Below are 22,183 nucleotides of genomic sequence, written 5' to 3'. Positions count from 1 at the left end.
CTTTGCGTTTTCCAAAACGTTCCCTCCTTTAGCTATAAAGACAATAAAGTGATTATAGAATTGTTAAATTGCACAAATTAATTATATCAAACTCGTGAAAGCATTTACATAGACAAAATAAAAAATGAGTAGCAATTTAAAATTGCTACTCATTTAAAAGGTATTTGTCAATTAAATTATTCGATTTCAATGTGCGTGCCAGTACCGGCTTCTGGTGCCAGCTTAGGCAGCGTCAGAACCAGAACCCCATCGCTATAGTGAGCAGATGCCTTCTTCAGGTCAACTTCCGGCAGACGGAATGAACGGCTCATTTGACCATAGTTGCGTTCGCTATGCAAAATGTTGCCTTCCTTATCAGAAAGGTCGTCAAACGTGTCACGGCGGCCCGTGATCGTCAGGATGTTGTTCTCATAATTGATGTGGATGTCCTTCTTGTCAAAGCCGGGCATGTCGACTTTAACGACGTAGTTCTTCTCGGTTTCCGCAATGTCAGTCTTCATGTGATCTGCCTTAGCATTAAAGCCAGAGAAGAAATTGTCGTTCAGCAGGTTGCGCATGCCAGCGCTCATTACGTCGTCAAACATGTTGTTATGACGTTGAATTTCATTAGCCATATCCAAAACTTCCTTTCCTATAATAACTCATATCATTTGTACACTTTCATCTTAGTTTGTATATTAAAAAATACAACCCCTCCCCTGACGAAATTAGTCATTTCTGGTTCAATTATCTTGACCTTTATTGACCAAAACGTGTTAATCTCTACTCTCGTAAGGGCTTTCATCGTTGGGACAATTGGTTTTAAACGTCCCATTCAATAAAATATTTTTGTATCATATGACTTTTCTTTCATTCGATAAGTCAGTATCATTCAAAAAAGATGTCGTTATTTGTTATCTGACCAGGCCGACAGATTGAGCTAGCCGCGACACCACAATAACTTAGCTATGGTGACGGATTTGCCGCTTTGAATCAGCCGCGCTACAATGACTGTTCTGAATCATCTCACTGAGATTTTTCTTATATTTGACTGGCTTGACTATGTTTGCCAAGCCGAACTGATCGAATCGCAATGATCGGTTTACTGACTTGAGCCGACCGCGCAATTTGCATCAGTAAGGCAGAACTGGTCTGTCATCTGACGCGTCCAGCTTCGTCTTGCATGTCGCTATCTGCATTCACGATTGAACGGCTGTCAAAACGCGTGAAAGCCACCTCGATTGCCAACATTGCCAGCCGATTTTGTGAAGAAATCCCAGCGTTGACCAAGCGCCCTTCTGAATTTACCTACTTTGCGCCGATTCTTAGCCAGAAGTAGGTAACTGCATACACGGCCGCCTTAACTTTACCTACTTTCGGTAACTTTTTCCGAAATAGTAGGTAAAGATGCATATTTTAGAGCTGATTGGGTTAGACCGACTTTGTGAACTACCTACTATTGGGGGATTTTCGACCAATAGTAGGTAATGTTAGGGATTCCTAACTCAATATACATTAATTTTTACCTACTATGCATCGATTTTTTAAAAAAGTAGGTAATACGATTTCGCTGGCTGGTATTATGCAGAACTTTTTGCATAATATAGCCCAATCGAATTAATCAATGCTCAACAACGCTTTTTCGACAATCATCCCGCCAAATTCTCCTGGAAAATCAATTTTCAGCAAGCCAATTTGCTAAGTAGCACGCCATCATCCTCAACGACAAAAATCCGTCAAACCATTTTTGGCTTGGCGGATTTTATTTATGCGGTAGCGGTCGCCGATTCAACTGTGTTTAACGCCTTTTTAATCTCATCGACACCTGCCAGCAGCTCGGCTTGGCTGGCAACCAATGGCGGCAAGAGACGCAAGGTATTGTCACGAGCTGAAAGCGCCAGAACATGCTGGGAATGCAGCTGATCCAAGACCTGACCGACAGATACGGCTTGATTAAGATGGATGCCGATCATCAAGCCTAGACCGCTGATTGAATCAACCATGTCCAGCGGCAGCAGCTCTTTTTCCATCGCTTGGTGCATGGCTACAGCTTTTTGCTGCACCGTCTTCAAGAACTCTTCGTCCAACGTCTTTAATACCTGCTGAGCGGCCGCCATTGCCAATGGATTACCGGCAAACGTCGAACCGTGGCTGCCGGGACCAAAATATTGTCCAAGTTCTTTTTTGCCAACCATGGCCCCAACCGGAATCCCATTAGCCAGTCCTTTGGCAACCGTGTAAATATCTGGATGCAGGCCAAACTGCTCAAAGGCAAACAGTGAACCGGTACGTCCCATCCCAGTCTGCACCTCATCGATCAAAAGCAGCGCGCCAACCTCGTGACACTTTTCTTGAACAGCCTTTAGCCACTTAGCATCCCCAGCAATTACGCCGCCTTCGCCCTGAACAACTTCTAAGATCACCCCAGCCAGATCCGGTTTGATCTCATCTAAAGCCGCGTAGTCGTTATATTTGGCAAAGCGTGCACCCGGCACCAGTGGCAAAAAGCCCTCCTTAATGCCTTGATTGCCCGTAACCGTTAATGATCCCGCGGAACGGCCGTGAAATGAGTGGTCAAACGCCAGAAAATCCAGTCGTCCCGTTGCCTTGCGCGCCAGCTTCAAAGCCGCCTCGTTAGCCTCAGTACCGGAATTGGCAAAGCTGACCAGCATGTCGGGTTCAACGCCTAATTTGGCCGCGACGCTTTCTTGCAGCGAGCTTTCATACAGATTGGACGTATGCCAAACCTGATGTAATTGCTGTTCGACGGCATCGTTGAGTTCCTTGACGTTGTAGCCCAGCCCGCAGACACCAATGCCACTGGTTAAGTCAAGATATTCATTGCCCTTTTCGTCAAATAAATGCGTTCCCTGTCCTTTAACGATTTCAAATGGGAACCGGGTATAAGTTGGAAATAGATGATTCATATCGTTACTCCTTGGTAATAATCGTGCCGGGATTTTTTAGACAATTGGTGATAGCAACCTGCTCAACACCCGCGGCACAGGCAGCAAAGGCGGCTTTGATTTTTGGCTGCATCCCGCTTTTGATGATTTTTTCAGCAATTAATTTTTGTGAGATCGGCTTAGTAAGATGCGTAATCAGTTGATGATGATTCAAAACGCCAGCCACGTCAGTCATCAAATAAAGTTTTTTGGCGCCCAATAAACTGGCGGTATCGGCCGCCGCTTGATCAGCATTCACATTGAGCCAGTTGCCGTTTTTAGTAACGGCCAATGGTGCCAAAACGCCGATGTAACTATCCAAAAGTTTCAATAAAGCGGACTGATTGACACTAACAACACTTCCCACTTCGCCATAAACGTTTTGGTTCAGATACTTGCCCACCAGCATCTGATTGTCCGCAGCGTTTACACCAACGACTGGCAAATGGTGCTCACTGAGCTTTTGTAAAAGCAATGGCTGAGCCTGTCCAAGCAAAACCAGCTTGGTCAGTGCCAAGGTCTGGGCATCGGTTACCCGGACGCCATCTTTTTTAACGACTGGGACCTGTAGCTGCTGGCAAAGCTTAGTGATCAATGGCCCACCACCATGCAGCAGCAGAATCTTTTTCCCTTGGGCATGCCAGATGGCCAGCTGTTCGAAAAAATCCTCAGTCAACTCACTGATGGCCTGGCCGCCGATCTTAATAATGATCAGATCTTTCATTTAAACCTCCTAGCTCCGGTACGAGGCATTGATCTGCACATATTTATAGGTCAGATCGCATCCCCAGGCCTGTCCCTTGCCAAAGCCATGGTGTAGATCAACGTCGATTTTGATCTGATCCTCAGCCAGTTTCTGCCGCAGCAGCCATTCGTCAAATGCCACGCCATGGCTGCTCAAAACGATGTTGATACCATTGATCTTGATGTCAACTCGATTGACGTCCAGATCAGCATCCGTTGCGCCAATTGCACCCATAATCCGGCCCCAGTTGGCATCTTGACCAAACAGAGCTGCCTTGACCAGGTTGGAACCCACGATTGCCTTGGCGACGTGCTGAGCATCCAGATCATTGGCCGCGCCCTTGACGTTGGCTTCGACCAGCTTGGTTGCCCCTTCGCCATCCCGGGCGATTTCTTTGGCCAGCGCGCTCAGCACTTGATGATAGGCCTGGGCAAAGACTGGGTAGTCAGGGTGATCTGGTGTTAAAGCATCTTCATCTTTCATTGCCAGCCCATTAGCCATCGTAACGACCATATCATTGGTGGAGTTGTCACCATCAACCGTAATTTGATTAAAAGTCGTGTCGACTTCTTCGCTAAGCAGATCTTGCAGGCAGGCCCCGCTGATCTTGGCGTCCGTCGTTACAAAGCCCAGCATGGTGGCCATTTTAGGGTGAATCATTCCCGAGCCCTTGCAAAAGCCGGCCATCGTGCATTGATGACCCGCGATTTCGAATTTGACGGCAATCGTCTTGGTATGCGTATCCGTAGTCAAAACGGCTTCGGTGACTTTAGCTGATTTGGTTTGCTTCAGCTTGGCAATCCCTGCTTTGATCTTATCCATTGGCAGCATTTCGCCAATCACCCCAGTCGAGGCCACGCCAATCATATTTTGACTGACGCCCAGTTTTTTAGCCATCAGCGCCTGTTCCTTCAAAGCATCCAGCTTACCTTGGGGCCCCGTACAGGAATTGGCAATTGCACTGTTGACGATGATTCCCTGCAGCTGATGATCATGGTTGATCGTTTCTTTCGTCAAGGCAGTTGGGGCCGCGCAGAATTGGTTGGTCGTATAAACCCCCGCGGCACTGGCTGGCACTTTAGAAAACAGCCAGCCCAGATCCGGTTTTTCGGCTTTAAGACCGGCATGCAGGCCGTCACTGTAAAATCCCTTCGGCCAGGTAAAGGCGGTTTCGGTAATTGAGGCAATATTAGGCGTAGTTTGTGGTTCCATCATATTAAAGACATCCTTTCATTATGGCCAGCTGGGAACCATTGGCAACCCCAGCGTTTCATCCAGTTCAAACATATGGTTCAGGTTTTGGACTGCTTGACCGGCAGCCCCTTTCATCAGGTTATCAATTACGGAAACGACCAGGATCGTGTGACTGTTGGGATCCAGTGCCCAACCCAGGTCGCAGAAATTCGAATGACTGACTTCTTTAATGCTTGGCCAGCCATTTTCAATCAAGCGGACAAATCGTCGCTTGCCGTAGCATTCTTCAAAGGCCGCGGTTATCGCTTGCTCATCAACGCCCGGCAACGGCTTGGCATAAATAGAAGCCATGATGCCGCGCGTCACTGGAATCAGCGTTGTCGTAAACTGCAAGGCCTTGACGTTTGCATCCCATTGCTGCAGCTGCTGCAAAATTTCTGGAATGTGTTGGTGCTGATTGACTTTGTAAGGCTGCGAGTTTTCGTTGATCCAGGCAAAATGCGAGCTGACCGTCAGTTTCTTACCCGCGCCAGAAAGTCCGGATTTGGCATCAACGATAATCGAGTCTGGATCGATCAAATGCTGCTTGATCAGCGGCGCCAATCCTAACAGCGTAGCCGTCGCATAGCAACCGGGATTGGCAACGTAGCCTTTTTGAACGGCATTAAAATCAGCCAGTCCATATTGTGCTTGAGCCAGCTCAGCAGCCGGTGCCGGATCTTTGTGATACCACTTGGCATAAGTCTCGGGATCCTTCAAGCGCATGTCGCCAGAAAGATCAATTACAGGAAAATGAGCATCCAGATAAGGCTTTGCCAATTTAGAAGTTACTCCGGCCGGCGTGGCAAAAAATACAACGTCATTTTCAGCCATGATTTTTCGGACATCATAAGGCTCAATCAAGATTCGTCGGTCACAGAAGGCCTCTACTTCGTCATTCAAAAAGCGTGGCTTGGCAACATCTTTTTGATGACCGTACAAGTGAATGTTTTCAACAACTGGGTGCTGGCTGAGCAGTTGGTACAAAACCGTGCCGCTATAGCCAGTCACTCCGATGACGGCTGCGTTCATAATCTGTGACCTCCTTGTTCATGATTGCATAAAAAATTAATAAAATCATTGGTGATAATATAACTCATGAATTAAAATTCGACAAGTTCTTATTGGCGATTACCTCATATTCATTGAATAATTATTATTAAATGGCTATTTAAGCGTTTTAAAAAGGAATATTATTTTAATAAATAAACAAGATTAACCACTCGACCACAAATCTTTTTCTTTGGATGATTGTATAATATTCTAAAAATATACCGTTACATGCAAAATAAAAATGGATTCGATCCAACTAGATCAAACCCATTTTCAGATTATTTCATCTTAATTTTCATTGATTTACCAGAGCGCGATTTCCGCTGACCCGCTGATTACGATTTCTCGCTAGCCAGTCAATCAGCCATCAGTCCCTATTCATCAATTGCCTTTAAACCAGCGTGACCAAATGCCACGGCGCTTAGGCTGCTGTTCTTTTTGAGCCAGCTGCTCCATAGCTTTGAGCATCATCTCATCGTGTTTTTCTTGACGCGCAGCTTGTTCAGCAGACTGTTGCGCTTGATTTTTAAGCAGCTGAGTAAGCTGATCTTGCTGATTTTCTTTTTGATGCAGCTGCTCATAGTATCGTCTGATCAGTGGCTCGCCAACAAACTGATCAAAGCGGTCGATGTCTAAAACCATGCCGTTGTCGTATTGATCAAGCGCTACACCTAATTCGCGTGGAAACATATTATAATAGTTGTCCAGCGTTTGGTTGATGTTTTCATAGGTGCTGCCCTTGAGATTGTTGAAAATCGCCTTGGAAACGCTGAATCGCTGGTCATCCCCTTCAGTAAACGCGACATGCTCAAAGTTGTCATCCTTGATCAGCATTTTCCAGGTTAGACGATTGCGGTCAACCTTGTAGTCGTAGTTTTGCCAGATAAGGTCGGCCAATTCATCAGCCAGTCCAAACCGAGTCAGCAGCTCGTTTAACAGTTTTTTGGTTAGATACAGATAGTCCTGCACCAGGTGCTCTTCTTCTTGACCTGTCAGATCGTTTAGTCGTTCGTTCAAATGCCAGGTCATCCAGCGATAGATATGATCATTGACGCTGTTGACCAAGATATTATAGTCGTAGCGCTGCTGTTTGGGATCCTTCCAACCCGCCTCAAATGAAAGATAATAAACCCGCTTGGTAATTTCTTCTAAGTTGTTGATGGTACGATCACCGGCATTGTGATTCATCGCAAACACGTTGACGTTGTGAATATCGGTCAGCGTATTGGACCATTGCTTGATGGCATTGGTAGCAACCTTGGAATGCAGGAAATTTTCGTTTAACTCATCAATAATCATTGGCGAAACGAAGCGCTTTGACTGCAGGTAGCTGCCCAAAAACTCAACAGCACGGTTGGTATGCGCGCCATTGCCTTGATTGATCTGGACATACTGAACGCTTGGCGAATCATCTCCAATAAACGGCTTGAAATAGTCGCGCACCAGCAGTGTCTTCCCCGTTGTCCCGCGACCAATCAAAACCATCGAGACCGGCACCTGATCCGGACTCTTGGAGAAATTGGAATCCCGGTAGAGCGCGCGAATCTTCCAAATCAAAGGTGCCGTCATCAAATAGACAAACGCCGAGAGCGCCTGCTGACTTTCATCCTTGATTTTGTTATAGCGAAAACTCTTGATGATTTTGACAAAGTTCTCTACGTCAGCGCGCTCAACCAGATCGTCAGCAACTGCCAGTGGATGATATAAATTATCTGATGGATCCTGTACGATCAATTGGTCGCTTTGATACGACCACATCGGCTGTGGGTAAAGCTCACTGGCATCAGCTTCTTCAGAATGGGCCTTTTTAAACGTCCGGTAGACCAGTTGCTTGACGGTACTTTTGGCCTGTTCCTTGTTGCGACGACGATTGCCCTTGACGGTATAGATCGTCGACACCGTTTGAGCCACTTCCGGCTTGATGGCATAACTGATCTGCTCGCGCTTATTTTCGTCAACTACTTGTTCAATATCTTTGGTATGCACTTGAATCGTCTTGCCGTCCAACCGATCAAACGTATCGTCAGTCAAAACGGCCGCAATCTCATTGGCGGACTTTTCATGCAGCTGACTGATCAGCTTACGACTTAAGTATTCGGTACTGTCTTGCGTGAAATTTTGTTCAAACAGCTCTTGATGGGCCTGGTAGATGGCTTGATCGGTGGGATCATTTTTATCACCGACATACAGCCACATCATCTCATGATTGTCGTGCAACGCCTTGTTGGTCAAATTCATTGAGCCATTGAAAATTGCAAATTGAGCCGCATTTTCTAAGATAAAGTACTTGCTATGAAACAAATGATCCTTGGTGAAATGCAGCTGCAGACTCTCATCTTCAATTCGCTTTAAGAAATTTTCGCTAGCGTTTTCAATTTCCTTGGTGCGTCGTGAAATATCAAAAAACTGATTCAGATTCTGGCCGGTCTTTTGATCCTCCATCCCTAAAATCAATTTAATCTGCTTAAAACGCGGTAACAGCTCTTGTTCAATAATTTTAAACGAACCCACAAACGATACGCCGCTTAAAGTGTCATAACCCATCGTCAACTCAAAGAATTCAGGAGCCTTGAGCATGGTTTGTTTTTTTAAGTCATAAATAGTTAGCATTTTTTCCTCTTTACAGATTGTTTTCTTTGATTGTATCAGATCAGCACTTTGGATTGGCGGTTTTCCACATTTTATCATGGCTGAACCATCTTTTACCCGATCCAACGTACGAAAAAAAGCGACGCGCAAAACGCGGCCGCTTCTTTCGGTAAGGAAATATGTTTATTGATTGAGATCGTTTTTTGGGAAATCAAATGATCAGGGATGATTTGGCATTGCCAGACTGATTTTTAGTACCAGCCGTGACTTTGCCAGAATTGTTGAGCCGCCGTCCAAGAACCGTAACGACTGGCAACGTAATTGTCAGCCACGCGTTCCTGGTTGGCAGCTGAGTAATCGCCATTCAGGTAAGAAGAACTCAGTTGGTACTTACCGTAGTACTGACCGTTTTGCGCGGTGTAGCTGCCACCAGATTCACGAGCAGCGATCCAGGCCTTGGCAGCGGCATCGCTACCAGCAACAGCAGAAGAGTACATTGATTGCGTACTTGCTGGTGCCTGGCTGGCAGCTGATTGCGTTGCAGATTGCGCAACAGTCGTTTGAGCAGCTGGCTGAGTTTGAACTTGGGCGACCGCAGTCTGTTGACCATTTTGATCATTAACTACGACTTCGCCATCGTCCTTGATCGTCAGCTGTTGACCAACGAAGATCAGGTTCTTGTCGGCGATATTGTTGTTTTGGGCAAGTTGGTCAACAAAGTCCAGGTTGCGACCCAACTTGTATGAAATGCTGGAAAGCGTGTCGCCGGCTTGTACCGTGTAGGTCGTGTCGGCGTTGGCCGTAGTTGCTGCTCCCACCGTGCCCAATGCAACGGCACCAGCAACGGCTGCGGTAATCTTCATAGCTTTCTTGTTAAAATTCATATTTGTTAAATCCATCCTTTTCCGTTTGTTTTAATCTTGCTTGTTTATCAACGGTGACTACTATACAGGTTCAACGTTACACGCGGGTTAATCGCAAATATCAAATTCCGCCATTTTCGTAATGTTTCGTAATGTAAGCCGGTTTCATCAATTCTAAACAATATGTGTCGAAAACGTTATCGTCAGCGTCTGGCTTTGTTTTCATTAATGTTTCACAAAAAAGTTAGGGATACCATAATCTGTAATAAAAAAACCGTAAATTTGAAGATTTCAGCCCGCAAATTACGATTTTTTCTTGAATTTTTGCTTGATCGACATCTTTGAACAACAGGATGTCTATTTTTCATTCAACAAGATTTTAATTATTTCTAGCTGGAAATTCCATGACTTTAATCGATGGTGGTTGACGAATCAGCAGATCAGAACGAACATCCCCCACTGCCAGTTGCTGTGAATTCAGTCGGCGACCATCTTTTCACTGCTAAGCAGCTGGTTTTGTGAAAAAATCGGGCTTGCTCTAGGTGCGGGTTCTAAGACTACCTACTGTTCGTTTTGCGCGAGATATCAATAAACCTCGCCAGCGTCTCAATAGTTCACGGCTGCCAATAAATCTGCCTGCGTCCCAATGATTCTCAAACCGCTAGTAAATCCATCGGCAGCTCAAGACCGCTAGTAAACGTGCTCGCCTAGTCGCCACTCAAATGAGCCAACAAATCGCGCTCCTGTTGACGAACCGCGGCCCGCTGCGCACGCCGATCCTGATAGCCTGCCAACAGATATTTGGTCTCATCATTATCAGCAATCAATTCATCGTAGGCCAACCCCGACTCTGCTCCTGGCACTACATAGGTCAAAAAGCAGGTAAAGCCGACGAAACGCTCGCCAGTCATTAAGTGCTCGCCCAAAACTTTTACGAATACCTCAATTGACCGATGCCCCAGTCCAGTAACCACTGCCCTGACAATCATGGCATCCTGCAAGTGAAACGGCTTGACAAACTGAACATGATCCATGGCTGCCGTGACTAAAGTGGCTCTGGCAACCCGCATTGCCGCGACTGAAGCCTCCGCATCCACTGCTTCCAACAGGCGACCGCCAAACAGAGTCCCATGCTCATTCAAGTCGCCATTCAAAATCCGGTGCGTTGTTTCAATTCGTGTTTGTTGACAGTTGATTGCAGTCATCACAAATCCCTCTTCTCAATTATTATCTGCGTTTTATTCTAGCACTACTAGAAATCGCCCGCACATCTGCTTTAGCTTTCTTATAACATGACGAACCATTCACGCGTTTCTTCCATCTAACTAACGCTGGCCTGTCTAAACTAAACTGCCGATTTAAAGCAGCACCTGCTCCGCCTCAATTTGATTTCGCATCTTTTGGCATTCCAGACTAGCCGATTACCGCCAGTTGCGCCAATTTATCAAACCGTCCCAGCTTACGCACTGATTCAAAAAAAGCAATGGCCAAAAATTGCCATTGCTTTTCATTTTATTTAATTAAGCTGACTTTTAGTACCAGCCATGAGTCTGCCAGAACTGCTGTGCGTTTGTCCAAGAACCGTAACGATTCTTAACGTAATTATCAGCAACCTGTTCTTGGTTGGCGGCTGAGTAGTCACCATTCAAGTAAGAAGAACTCAATTGGTACTTACCATAGTATTGACCGTTTTGAGCCGTGTAGCTGCCGCCAGATTCCTTGTTGGCAATCCAAGCCTTAGCACTCGCTTCATCGCCACTGACCGTTGAAGTGTAGGTCGTGGTAGTCGTGTTAGTGCTGTAGTTGTTATTGTTGTAGTTGTTATAAGTAGTTGCTTGAACTTGAGCACTTTGCTGTTGAGCGGCTTGGGCCTGGGCAGCAGCTTGTGCTTGAGAAGCAGCGGCTTGGGATGCAGCCGCCTGAGAAGCAGCAGCGGCACTAGCAGCCTGAGCAGCAGCAGCATCACTGGCAGCTTGGTCAGCACTGGAGTCAACTGCCGTAGAGTCAGCAGCACTTGCAGATTGAGCAGTCGTGTCTTCTGCCGTGGCCGTGTTTTCAGCCGTAGCACTTGGCAACGTAGCAGCCTGTTCAGAAGTTGCTGAAGATACCTCACCATTGTCAGAGATAACCAGTTTTTGACCAACATAGATCAAGTTCTTGTTAGCGATGTTGTTCTTGGATGCCAATTGATCTACAAAGTCCAGGTTATGACCCAACTTAGCGGAAATTCCAGACAGCGTGTCGCCGGACTGAACCGTGTAAACCGTGTCGGCATTGGCAGTGATTGCCGTGCCTACCGTGCCCAAAGCTACGGCACCAGCAACGGCAGCAGAGATTTTAACAGCTTTCTTAGAAATTTTCATAAAATAGATTCATCCTTTTTATCTGTAGTTCGTTAGGTTTCTTGCTCTTTATCTTTATCAACGTTGAATACTATAACCCCTCAGCTTTACCGTGCAATTACCGGAATATCTCAAAAATCGCGAATTCTGTAAAAGCGTGTAATGTAATCCGCTTTCATTTCGAAAATTAGGTCAGCCTAAACTCGTTATAAATCGCATTATTATGGTCTTATTTGACTCTGTTTTCATCACAGCCAAAAATTGCCGATTTTGTAACATTTTAGAGTAAAAAATTTTTTATTTTTCATAAAAACAAGGTCATAAATCCTAAAATTTAGGAATTTATGACCTTGTTTGTGACAATTTTGTAATCTTTTATCAGTATTTTCGGTGCCAATTCACCGTAATTTTTCCATCAAACAGCTTATAATTCCAAACTGCCTTACGAGCTGCACGTTTTGTTACCACCGACACATCTTTTTAGCTTTTCATTTATATGCGCAGCCTAACCGACCGAGCCTTCCATTTGAAAGTCAATCAAACGATTCAACTCTACCGCGTATTCCATCGGCAGCTGCTTGGTGAACGGTTCAATAAAGCCCATGACGATCATTTTAGTTGCTTCTTCTTCGCTCAGTCCACGCGACATTAAATAGTAGAGTTCTTCTTCAGAAACTTTGGATACCTTGGCCTCATGCTCCATCGTCACGTCGCCGATTGCCACCTTATTATATGGAATCGTATCCGAACTCGAATCGTCATCCATGATAATCGTGTCACATTCAACATGCGAGCTTGAGCCATGCGCGTTTTCATCCATCTTGACCTCACCGCGATAGTCACAGATCCCGCCGGCCCGACATAGTGATTTGGAAATGATCGTGGAGTGCGTGTGGGGAGCTTGATGAATCATCCGCGCGCCAGTATCCTGATCAATCGGACCATTGGCAAACGCGATCGACAGCATGGTTCCCTTAGCTTCACGTCCCCGCAGATAGATGCTGGGATATTTCATCGTGACCTTGGAACCCAGATTACCGTCAACCCATTCCATCGTGGCCCCCGCTTCAGCTTCAGCACGCTTGGTCTCCAGACTGTAGACGTTGCTGGACCAGTTTTGGATCGTTGTATAGCGGCAAAATGCATCGGGATGGACAAATACCTCCACAACAGCCGCGTGCAGACTGTCTTCTGAATAGACTGGTGCCGTGCAGCCTTCAACATAATTAACGCTCGCGCCATCCTCAACTACAATCAGCGTCCGCTCAAACTGGCCCGTGTTTTCGGCATTGATCCGAAAGAAGCTCTGCAATGGCGCGTCGGCATGCACGCCTTTTGGTACATAGATAAACGTACCGCCCGACCAGACCGCCGTGTTTAAAGCCGCGAAAATATTGTCAGCGGGATGGACGAGCGTTGCGAAATACTTTTTGACAATCTCAGGATGCTTTTGAACGGCCGTATCCGTATCCATAAAAATGATTCCTTGGCGTGAAAGATCCCGCTTTAGATTGGCATAAACGACTTCTGATTCATACTGTGCCGTGGCCCCCGCCAGATATTTACGCTCAGCTTCGGGAACGCCCATTTTTTCAAAAGTCGTTTTCATTGCCTGCGGTACGTCATCCCAGCTGCGGGCCACGTGATCGGTCGGCCGCTGGAAATAGCGCAATTGATCCAGATCCAGCTGACTCAGATCAGGACCAAAAGTCGGCAGCTTCATTTGCCGATATTGATGATAGGCATCCAGGCGTATCTTAAGCATCCAGTCTGGTTCGTGCTTGCGCCGCGAGATTTCCCGAACCGTTTCTTCCGTCAGCCCGATCCCCGTTGAAAAGATCGGCTTGATATCATCGTGAAAACCAAATTGATAGTGCTGACTGGCGAACTCTTGAATTGCCGCCTTGTCTGCTGCCTGTTGACCTGCTTGATCACTCATGCTTTTCCTCCAATCTATGCGCCAGTTCAGTAGTCAGATTTTTCCGCAGCTTTTGATCGGGGAACTGATTTAAAACCGGCAGTAAAAAGCCCCGCGTCAACAATACCTGCGCGTCATGCTCACTGAGGCCGCGTGATTCCAAGTAATAGAGATCATCCGCGTCAACCTTGCCGATACTGGCAGCGTGCCCAGCATTAACGTCATTTTCTTCAATCAGCAGCACGGGATCCGCCTCGCCCTTGCATTCATCAGACAACGTCAGGATGCGGCTCTGCTGCTGCGAGTTGGCGCCATATGCTCCACGCTCGGTTTTGCCAACCGCGTGAAAGTTCAAAACAGCTTTGTCCTTGGCCACACCGTTTTGGACGATATTGCCGATCGTATGCGGACCATGATTAAGAATCTGCGTCTGGACGTCTTGGATCTGCTGACCACTGGCGATCGTGACCATTTTGATCTCAGCTTCGCCACCTTGACCATCCAGATTGGCATAAAAATCGGTCGTCAAATCATGCTCGTCAAATAAGGCCAGGTACATATTCAAAACTGAGTGCTGTGCTTGATATGCCCTGACCGCCTGGTGATTGCGCACGGCCGAAAAACGATTGGACTGATAGTAGTCGACCCGCGCGCCATCGCCTAAAAGCAGTTCCGTGCCAAAATAGGCCGGCTGCCTGCCCGTGGCGATTTGGTGCTCGACAATGGTTGCCTGCGCGCCAGCACCGACGATCACCAGATTATGATAGTTCGGCAATGGACAGTCAACGGTCAGTTCAATTGGTTCTTTGACGATCGTGCCATCCGGAATATAGATAAAGCGCCCGCCATTCAATAAGGCCAGATGCATGGCATTGAGCTGACTGTCCTGCCAGGAGATCGCCTTTTCCATCAGATTTTCCTGCAGCAGCTCTGGATACTCGTTGGCAGCCTTAAACAACGGCAGATTAACGCAACCAGCCGTATTCTGGGTAACGGTTTGGGCTTGATCGGCATTTACCTGCCCACCGGTTGCTTGGTCGAGTTGGGCAAGTCTGGGATTTTCCCGCCAGACGGTCATGATCTTCTCCGCGGCTGGCGTACTTTTGAACCGCTCCTGAAGCAAAACCGCCAATTGTCGTTTTTTCATCAGCCAGTCTGGTGCATTCACGCAACTGGCCATCACTTGACTTAAAAGTTGTTGATTCATTTGCTCACGCCATTTCTTCTTATTTGCTCATACTTAGCATAGCCGTCTGCTTCCAGCTCGTCAGCCAATTCTGGTCCCGCCGTCTTGACGATCTGCCCATCCACCATGACGTGAATCTTGTCTGGCGTAACGTATTCCAGCAGCCGCTCATAGTGAGTAATCAGTAGGGCACTGAATTCCGGACCACGCAGATGATTGATCCCCTTGGCCACGATTCGCAGCGCGTCAATATCCAGCCCAGAGTCGATCTCATCTAAAATAGCCAGTTTAGGCTGCAGCATCAGCATCTGGAGCACTTCATTACGTTTTTTCTCCCCACCGGAAAAGCCCACGTTTAAATAACGGTCGGTGATATCATCAGGCATTTCCAGCAAGGCCATGTTTTCCTGGAGACGTTGAATAAACTGCATCACCGGCAGCGGATCGTTTTCGGGACGCTGAGCATTGATTGCCGTGCGGATAAAGTCGGCATTGTTGACCCCTTGAATCTCAGCCGGATACTGCATCCCTAAAAACATTCCCAATCTGGCACGTTCGTTGACTGGTCTGCTCAAGACGTCTTGACCATCAAATTCCACCGTGCCTTGCGTGACCTCATAGGCCGGATAGCCCATGATCGTTTCCGACAGCGTTGATTTGCCCGTGCCATTAGGACCCATAATGGCATGAATCTCGCCGGTTGGCACCGTTAGATCAACGCCTTTTAAGATTTCTTCGCCGGTTTCTTTGATAATGGCATGCAGATTGTTAATTTTTAGTGTCATGATAGCCTCTTTTCTAGTGAACCAGCTTGTCCCAAATAATAACCTGATTGGCTTTCAATGATTTTTGCACGTCAATGATACGCTGGTTGGCACTGCCACGAAACTGCAGCGTCAGATCTTTTTGTCCTTCCAAAAAACGCCCATCAACTAAAATATCGATCAGGCTCAGCATTTCCAGCTTGTCATAGGATTCCTGCTGCAGTTCTTCCCAAGTGTAGCCTGACCATGACCAGATGTCTTTGGTGTGGCCAAACTCCTTACGCACGCGCTTGATGATCTTTAAACAAACCTGAGTATTTAAAAACGGTTCCCCGCCCAGCAGCGTCAGACCTTGAACATAGTCATGATCCAGGTCTTCAATAATCTGATCTTCCAACTCCTGGGAATATGGCTGACCATAGTGGAAGTTTTGCGCGGCTTTGTTGTAACAGCCGGGACAGTTGAACAGACAGCCGCTGACGTAAAGACTGCAGCGGACTCCTTCACCATCGACAAAGTTAAACGGTTTGTAGTCAGCAATATATTGCAGCGAGTGATCTGCGGCCAGCCATTCTTTAGGTTTGGGATTCTTAGGGAGTCTGATTGGACGTTCTTTGGGCATAATTTTCTTCCTTTCTAAAACAATAAGGGCCCAACGTTCGGTCTAGCCGAATGCGGACCCTTAGCGGTATTCACAAGTTGTTTAATTTTGATTGAAGCACCGATCTTAATATGGTGCCATTTTAAGTCGGCAATATTTTGCAGGCGTGGTCACTTAGATCTGATCGCCGGTGATGTTGGCATGCGCCTTGTCATCCAGCTGCCGGCTCCGTTGGAATTCAGCGGCCGTCTTGATCATGCCGGGATCCATGTGCTTAGCCCGGTGAATGATTTCTTCGTGCCGCCCGTGAACCATTGGCCGCGCTTGAGGATTGCCAAGATAGCCGCAAGTCCGCTTAACCACGTCACAGGTCGCGGGGTCAGTGTTGCCGCATTGTGGACACTTAAAACCGCGCGCCGTGGCCTTGAACTCGCCTTTAAAGCCGCACTTGAAGCATTGATCGATCGAAGTGTTGGTGCCCAGGTAGCCCACATGATCGTATGCCCAGTCCCAAACAGCTTCCAGCGCTTTAGGATTCTGACGCAGGTTGGGATATTCGCAGTAGTGAATGAAGCCGCCCGCCGCGTACTGAGGGAAGTCCTCTTCAAATGTGAGCTTTTCAAATGGCGTGGGGTGCTTGCGAACGTCATAGTGGAAACTGTTGGTATAGTATTCCTTATCAGTAACGTCTTCAACCAGGCCAAACTTTTTTTCGTCATCCCGGCAGAACGTGTCCGTCAACGATTCGGCTGGCGTGGAGTAGACGCTGAAGTGGTAGCCTTCCTCTTTTTCCCATTGCGCGCAAAGGTCATGCATCTGCTTGACGATTGAAACCGCAAAGTCATGCGCTTCTTTGTTGTGTTCCCACTTTGGACCGTAGAACGTTGAGCAGACCTCATACAGGCCGATGTAGCCCAACGATACAGTTGCCCGGCTGTTCTTGAAGACTTCATCAACGCTGTCGTCTTTCTTTAGCCGCTTGCCAAACGCGCCATACATGTAAAGCAGGGGCGCGTTTTCCGGCTTGGCTTCCTTGGTCCGCTTGATTCGATAGTCCAGCGCGATTTTAGCAATATTCATCTTTTCATCAAAAATCTGCCAGAACAGGTGCTTGTCGCCATGAGCTTCCAAGGCAATCCGTGGCAGGTTGACCGTAACCACGCCCAGATTCATCCGACCAGAGTTGACCTCTTTGCCGTTTTCATCTTTCCAGCCTTGCAAAAACGACCGGCAACCCATTGGCGTCTTGAATGAACCCGTAATCTCCTTAATCTTGTCGTACATCAAAAGGTCAGGATACATCCGCTTAGTGGAGCATTCCAACGCCAACTGCTTGATATCATAGTTAGGGTCACCTGGCTTGAGGTTCAGACCGCGCTTGAGAGTAAAGATCAGCTTCGGAAAGATCGCTGTCCGGTGTTCCTTACCCAGACCCTTGATGCGAATCTGCAAGATGGCCTTTTGAATCTCACGGCAGATCCATGACGTTCCCAGACCAAAGTTAATCGTAGTAAATGGCGTTTGCCCTTGACTGGAATAAAGCGTGTTGATTTCGTATTCTAGTGCCTGCATCGCGTCATAGATGTCTTTTTTGGTCTTGGCCTTGGCGTAGGCTTCGCGCTTGTCTGGCGCCACCCATTCTTCGGCATCCTTCATGTGCTTTGCGTAGTTGAGCTTGGCATATGGCTCCAACAGCTGGTCAATGCGGTTGGCCGAGCAGCCACCATATTGCAGTGAAGCTACGTTGGCAATAATCTGCGACATCTGAGCCGTCGCCGTTTGAATGGATCGTGGCGATGAAACCCAGGCATTGCCGATCTTAAAACCATTTTTGAACATTTCGTCAAAATCGATCAGACAGCAGTTGGTTTCTGGCATTACCGGCGAGTAGTCAAGGTCATGCCAGTGGATGTCGCCGCGCAGATGAGCCTTGGCAACGACTTCCGGCAGCATCTTTAATCCCAATGCCCGACTGACCACACCGGCTTCCAGGTCCCGCTGCGTGTTAAAGACGCGTGAATCCTTGTTGGCATTTTCGTGCACGATATGGGAATCACGACCAAACAGCTGATGGAGCTTGTTCATCGGATTAGTGGCCTCGGCAAAGGCTTCTTCATCCTGCTTGCGGTATTCAATGTAGCGCGTGGCCAGATCGTCATGACCCGCTTGGCGCAGTCCATCAACAAAAGTCTCGGCAATCTCAACCGTCGTGGCGCTTGCCTGATCCTTAAAGGCCTGTGACAAAGCTTGGCAGACGGATTGTTGCGTTGCCCAATCCGCGTCAAGTGACTTAAAGATCAAGTTCAGCTTATAGGCATAAAAGGGCGTTTTTGTCCCATCCCGTTTGACAACTTTCAAATCAGCCAGACTATTTAGCCCGGTGTTTTTTTCCGTCTGCAGCTTCATTGTGATCCTCTCCTTTTTTGAACACCATCTATATTAGCGCATAATACTATATCTAGTTAAGCCTTGACTTTTCGAATACTATATGTTGTAGTTGTCGGTTTTTCTTTGCAACTCGGGGTTATAAAATAAATTTCATAATCGGACGTTAAGGCAATCAAAAGCATGCTAAAACTCAATTCTTGATTTGGCGTGAATCGCATATCGAACTGAATTCAATGTATAATCCAAAGCTAATTTATCGTTTGATATGCTCATAAAATCGTCCCAAATTTTTCTGGATATATGATAAAAACACCATCACTTCCAAAAACAGCCAAAGACTATCTTAGTTGCTAAAGACTGACATATCAAGGCTTGACAAGAATTTAGCGCTGAGTAAAACGTGACAGTTCTGATTGGATCAGGCTTTAAAAAAATTTTTTGCGAGCTAGCTGCCGCCACGATTTTTAAATTTTTTCTACTATATATAAATAACAGCCCGACCATTACGATCGAGCTGTTTTAATTTTTCAATATCGGCAAACGAAACCAATCCTCTAAAACTCAAGATAGTCATAGTAAACGGAATTTGGATCTTGGACCGCTTTTAGATATTCTGCGAAATATGGCAGCGTGTAGTTGACCTGTCCATATGATGCCGGAACCACCAGATGACGCTCAATGGCACGACGGCGATATTGCGATACATAGGAAGCATTCTGATGCATCATTGAAACGACATCCTTAAACTGACGATGATCAGCTACAGCAATTAAATACTTCTTATCTTGTGGTGAAAGATCAACGAAAATTTTTTGATAGGCATTATCAAACAACTGAACAACATACTGCTGCTCAATCGATTTTAAATCTGCCTGCTGAATCGGACGCGCCAACTTTTCTTGATACTCAAAGGCCAAATAACCAAGCAACTGAAAGGCATATGAGTAGCCACGCACCATGTTAGCCATTTGTTGGGCAGTCACCCAGTCGCATCCAAGCACTCTGGAATAGCCAAGCGCGGTATTGCCGCTTCCTAGAGGCTCCATGGTTATCTTTTCAGAGCGCAATAGGAAAGTCATTTTATTTTCCGTCTGAATATTTAAAATCAAATCTGGTAACCCAGTCATTAGTGTAAAAATTGGCATCTGATGACGTTTCAAGTCGTTAAACACCTGCGCAAAACTGCGAATTGCCTTGCTATTATCAACCTCATCAATCGTAACCAAAACATATTGATGCTTCTTCTTTACGATCTGCATCAATTCAACGACCCGCGTGATTACATCGCTGCCAGCTTCCTCACTGCTAAAGGACAATGAAATCGGTCCAGCAGTAAACCCTGATAGTTTTTTGGCCAGGGCAGCGGTCTTACTTTCGACGGCCCGTTCTAGTTGATGGACAAAACTCGATAAAAGATGCTCATCATTAATCAAGCTGATTGGCAGGCATTGCAAATCTTGACTAAGCAATGTTTCTACCTGTGTCATAAAAGTCGTTTTACCTGATCCACGCACACCAGTTATAAAGAACGAACGAGCAAATTCACTGTTTTTAATCAACGCAGCCAACGATTCCGCCTGATTACCAGTATCAAGATAGATCTTAGGCACATCACCAAAAGTTGGATTGAACGGATTCTGCATTATATCACCTCGCTTCTAACTTGCTGTCTTTATTTTAGATCTTTTTAGAAGTTTTTAGAAGTTGCTTTTTCTTTTAGAAGTTTTTAGATTCTTTTAGAACTTTATCATAAGAAGATTGTAACCCAGCAGCAACATCATAATAATCGAAAAACCGTCCAGCATAAAAGCCAGACGGTCATCTAATTCTCTAAAATACACTGCAATAAATCCCGATGAGAAATCATTACATTAAAAAACGTCGAACGATTGTAAAGGTAGTCCGACGCTTTAGTACTTAAATTATTGTCTTGGAGCAATCGTATTTTTAGCAATAGCCTGAGTTTATTTGCAACAGCCAGATCCCCGAACCGCCAACAGTCTTAATGACCAACTATTAACTTATCGAAGGTGGGAAATCATCAGTCAGTAATGCTAACGACCAGCTCATCAAAATCGTCATTTTGCAAAAAATCCTGTATAAATCATATAACGAAAACATCATTAAGTAGGTAATTTCAAAGAGCGCCGCCCAGATGTAGCTGATTTTTTCACAAACTCAGTCAGCAATTATCATAATAACGACCGCAAAACAGATTCAAAGCTGCCATCAGTCAATTAACACGGGAATTTCTACGCTGAAACTAGACAGCGCTTTGGCCAATTAACACGAGGATTTTCGCGCTGGTGCTTAACGCTGATGTTTACGATACCAGGCAATCGTCTCCTGCAAGCCGGTTGCAAAATCAGTCTGGCTCTTCCAGTGCAGCTGAGTTTCGATTCGGCTGGTATCAAGCGAATAGCGCAGATCATGACCAGGCCGTTCAGCAACGTGACGAATCAACTGATCGGAAAAGCCTAATTCCGCCTGCACCATTTTTGTAACCTCATTGTTGCTCTTTTCTTGATGCGCGCCGATATTAAAGATCTGGCCCAACTGACCATGACGTAAAACCAAATCAATGGCCGCGCAGTTGTCTTTCACATACAGCCAGTCACGCCGGTCGGTCCCTTGACCATAAATGGTAAGCGGTCGATTGCGCAGCGCGTTTTGAATCAGCATGGGCAATAGTTTTTCATGATGCTGACGAGGGCCAAAGTTGTTCGTGCTGCGCGTAATGCAGATTGGCATGCCAAACGTGTGCACCATCGCCATGGCCAGCATGTCTGCCCCGGCTTTGCTGGCAGCGTATGGCGAGCTGGGCCGCAGCGGATTGTTTTCCCTGGCTGCTTGCCTTGGCGCCATCGTACCATAGACCTCATCAGTTGAAATCTGAACGAATTTTTGAATGTTGGCCTGATAGGCAGCATCTAATAAAACCTGCGTGCCTAAGACGTTGGTTTTGGTAAAGAGCTCCGGATTTTTCAATGAATTGTCAACATGCGACTCAGCCGCGAAGTTAACGATATGATCAATCGCAAATTCCTGCAGCAGCCAGTCAACCAGCTCCCGATTGTTGATGCTGCCATGAACGAAATGATAGCGAGCATCGCCAGCTGCCTGCGCATTGTTGGCAGTATTGCCGGCATAGGTCAAAGCATCCAGATTAACGACCTCAACGCTTTGATCGTGCGCTAGTTCGTAATCAATAAAGTGACTGCCAATAAAGCCGGCCCCACCAGTTACCAATAGCCGCAAAACCATCATCCCCAAATAATTTTCTCTACAATTAATATAATACTTTATTTCAAATAGAAAAAGCTCTCATCATTTGCGGCTATAATCCCCTTAAGGGTGACACTTGAAATAATAAAAGTGTTATTTCCTTAAGGGGGTTTTTGTATTTCAAGTTATTCGACAATGAATAGATTAGAGTTGCTTTATGGCTATCAAAAGGCAGAATCCGGCCTCAAAGTATATGCCGATATGCATCATGTCAATCAGAATACGATGACAAGATGGATTCGACAGTTTCTCTTGCATGGTTTGGCGGGAGTTCGCCATCGTTCCTTCAATC

General features: G+C 46.3%; 16 protein-coding genes. All 16 read right to left on the bottom strand.

Translation table 11 applies throughout. The features are described from left to right. Positions 1-176: 176 nt before the first annotated feature. Positions 177-614: an Hsp20/alpha crystallin family protein gene (locus tag ACLUWI_RS05135; RefSeq protein ID WP_412146438.1), complete on the bottom strand. Its 438-nt coding sequence runs from the start codon at positions 612-614 to the stop codon at positions 177-179. A 1,131-nt stretch (positions 615-1,745) separates the two neighbouring features. Then, entirely contained in the window at positions 1,746-2,906 is a 1,161-nt protein-coding gene (locus ACLUWI_RS05130) for an acetylornithine transaminase (protein ID WP_412146437.1), read from the bottom strand. 4 nt (positions 2,907-2,910) lie between these two features. After that, positions 2,911-3,648 (bottom strand): acetylglutamate kinase, encoded by a 738-nt coding sequence (gene argB / locus ACLUWI_RS05125; protein WP_412146436.1) that lies wholly within the window; start codon positions 3,646-3,648, stop codon positions 2,911-2,913. 9 nt (positions 3,649-3,657) lie between these two features. After that, positions 3,658-4,881: a bifunctional glutamate N-acetyltransferase/amino-acid acetyltransferase ArgJ gene (argJ, locus tag ACLUWI_RS05120; protein ID WP_412146470.1), complete on the bottom strand. Its 1,224-nt coding sequence runs from the start codon at positions 4,879-4,881 to the stop codon at positions 3,658-3,660. 21 nt (positions 4,882-4,902) lie between these two features. Further along, positions 4,903-5,934 (bottom strand): N-acetyl-gamma-glutamyl-phosphate reductase, encoded by a 1,032-nt coding sequence (gene argC / locus ACLUWI_RS05115; protein ID WP_412146435.1) that lies wholly within the window; start codon positions 5,932-5,934, stop codon positions 4,903-4,905. 402 nt (positions 5,935-6,336) lie between these two features. Beyond that, positions 6,337-8,565: a phospholipase D family protein gene (locus ACLUWI_RS05110; protein WP_412146434.1), complete on the bottom strand. Its 2,229-nt coding sequence runs from the start codon at positions 8,563-8,565 to the stop codon at positions 6,337-6,339. A 230-nt stretch (positions 8,566-8,795) separates the two neighbouring features. Continuing rightward, on the bottom strand, positions 8,796-9,428 hold the full coding sequence (locus ACLUWI_RS05105) for a LysM peptidoglycan-binding domain-containing protein (RefSeq protein WP_412146433.1): 633 nt from the start codon (positions 9,426-9,428) through the stop codon (positions 8,796-8,798). A 686-nt stretch (positions 9,429-10,114) separates the two neighbouring features. Further along, a complete protein-coding gene (locus tag ACLUWI_RS05100; RefSeq protein WP_412146432.1) occupies positions 10,115-10,612 on the bottom strand; it encodes an acyl-CoA thioesterase in 498 nt (165 codons plus the stop codon). Positions 10,613-10,939: 327 nt separating this feature from the next. Continuing rightward, positions 10,940-11,770, bottom strand: coding sequence for a LysM peptidoglycan-binding domain-containing protein (locus tag ACLUWI_RS05095; RefSeq protein WP_412146431.1), 831 nt, complete (start codon positions 11,768-11,770; stop codon positions 10,940-10,942). 484 nt (positions 11,771-12,254) lie between these two features. After that, positions 12,255-13,688 carry a Fe-S cluster assembly protein SufB gene (gene sufB, locus ACLUWI_RS05090; protein WP_412146430.1) on the bottom strand — a complete coding sequence of 478 codons (1,434 nt, stop codon included), beginning with the start codon at positions 13,686-13,688 and terminating at the stop codon, positions 12,255-12,257. Next, the gene (locus ACLUWI_RS05085; RefSeq protein ID WP_412146429.1) at positions 13,681-14,874 is read right to left on the bottom strand and encodes a SufB/SufD family protein; all 1,194 of its coding nucleotides are present in this window, start codon (positions 14,872-14,874) and stop codon (positions 13,681-13,683) included. The genes sufB and ACLUWI_RS05085 overlap by 8 nt, the downstream gene beginning before the upstream one ends. Continuing rightward, complete coding sequence (gene sufC, locus ACLUWI_RS05080; protein ID WP_272218787.1) at positions 14,871-15,641, bottom strand: Fe-S cluster assembly ATPase SufC; 771 nt, start codon at positions 15,639-15,641, stop codon at positions 14,871-14,873. The genes ACLUWI_RS05085 and sufC overlap by 4 nt, the downstream gene beginning before the upstream one ends. 10 nt (positions 15,642-15,651) lie before the next feature. Further along, positions 15,652-16,239 carry an anaerobic ribonucleoside-triphosphate reductase activating protein gene (gene nrdG, locus ACLUWI_RS05075; RefSeq protein ID WP_169462402.1) on the bottom strand — a complete coding sequence of 196 codons (588 nt, stop codon included), beginning with the start codon at positions 16,237-16,239 and terminating at the stop codon, positions 15,652-15,654. Between the two features lie 153 nt (positions 16,240-16,392). Beyond that, entirely contained in the window at positions 16,393-18,624 is a 2,232-nt protein-coding gene (nrdD, locus tag ACLUWI_RS05070; protein ID WP_412146428.1) for an anaerobic ribonucleoside-triphosphate reductase, read from the bottom strand. A 536-nt stretch (positions 18,625-19,160) separates the two neighbouring features. Beyond that, positions 19,161-20,249 (bottom strand): P-loop NTPase fold protein, encoded by a 1,089-nt coding sequence (locus ACLUWI_RS05065; RefSeq protein WP_412146427.1) that lies wholly within the window; start codon positions 20,247-20,249, stop codon positions 19,161-19,163. Between the two features lie 667 nt (positions 20,250-20,916). Next, positions 20,917-21,864 (bottom strand): dTDP-glucose 4,6-dehydratase, encoded by a 948-nt coding sequence (rfbB, locus tag ACLUWI_RS05060; RefSeq protein ID WP_412146426.1) that lies wholly within the window; start codon positions 21,862-21,864, stop codon positions 20,917-20,919. Between the last annotated feature and the right edge of the window lie 319 nt (positions 21,865-22,183).

The organism is Limosilactobacillus mucosae, assembly GCF_046939755.1.
Classification (GTDB): Bacteria; Bacillota; Bacilli; order Lactobacillales; family Lactobacillaceae; genus Limosilactobacillus; species Limosilactobacillus mucosae_A.
This window is presented reverse-complemented; position numbering and strand designations above follow the sequence as displayed.

Excerpts from the sequence above, each read along its gene's own strand:
- ACLUWI_RS05135 (WP_412146438.1), bottom strand. The coding sequence starts at position 614 with ATGGCTAATGAAATTCAACGTCATAACAACATGTTTGACGACGTAATG.
- ACLUWI_RS05130 (WP_412146437.1), bottom strand. The coding sequence starts at position 2,906 with ATGAATCATCTATTTCCAACTTATACCCGGTTCCCATTTGAAATCGTT.
- argB (WP_412146436.1), bottom strand. The coding sequence starts at position 3,648 with ATGAAAGATCTGATCATTATTAAGATCGGCGGCCAGGCCATCAGTGAG.
- argJ (WP_412146470.1), bottom strand. The coding sequence starts at position 4,881 with ATGGAACCACAAACTACGCCTAATATTGCCTCAATTACCGAAACCGCC.
- argC (WP_412146435.1), bottom strand. The coding sequence starts at position 5,934 with ATGAACGCAGCCGTCATCGGAGTGACTGGCTATAGCGGCACGGTTTTG.
- ACLUWI_RS05110 (WP_412146434.1), bottom strand. The coding sequence starts at position 8,565 with ATGCTAACTATTTATGACTTAAAAAAACAAACCATGCTCAAGGCTCCT.
- ACLUWI_RS05105 (WP_412146433.1), bottom strand. The coding sequence starts at position 9,428 with ATGAATTTTAACAAGAAAGCTATGAAGATTACCGCAGCCGTTGCTGGT.
- ACLUWI_RS05100 (WP_412146432.1), bottom strand. The coding sequence starts at position 10,612 with ATGACTGCAATCAACTGTCAACAAACACGAATTGAAACAACGCACCGG.
- ACLUWI_RS05095 (WP_412146431.1), bottom strand. The coding sequence starts at position 11,770 with ATGAAAATTTCTAAGAAAGCTGTTAAAATCTCTGCTGCCGTTGCTGGT.
- sufB (WP_412146430.1), bottom strand. The coding sequence starts at position 13,688 with ATGAGTGATCAAGCAGGTCAACAGGCAGCAGACAAGGCGGCAATTCAA.
- ACLUWI_RS05085 (WP_412146429.1), bottom strand. The coding sequence starts at position 14,874 with ATGAATCAACAACTTTTAAGTCAAGTGATGGCCAGTTGCGTGAATGCA.
- nrdG (WP_169462402.1), bottom strand. The coding sequence starts at position 16,239 with ATGCCCAAAGAACGTCCAATCAGACTCCCTAAGAATCCCAAACCTAAA.
- nrdD (WP_412146428.1), bottom strand. The coding sequence starts at position 18,624 with ATGAAGCTGCAGACGGAAAAAAACACCGGGCTAAATAGTCTGGCTGAT.
- ACLUWI_RS05065 (WP_412146427.1), bottom strand. The coding sequence starts at position 20,249 with ATGCAGAATCCGTTCAATCCAACTTTTGGTGATGTGCCTAAGATCTAT.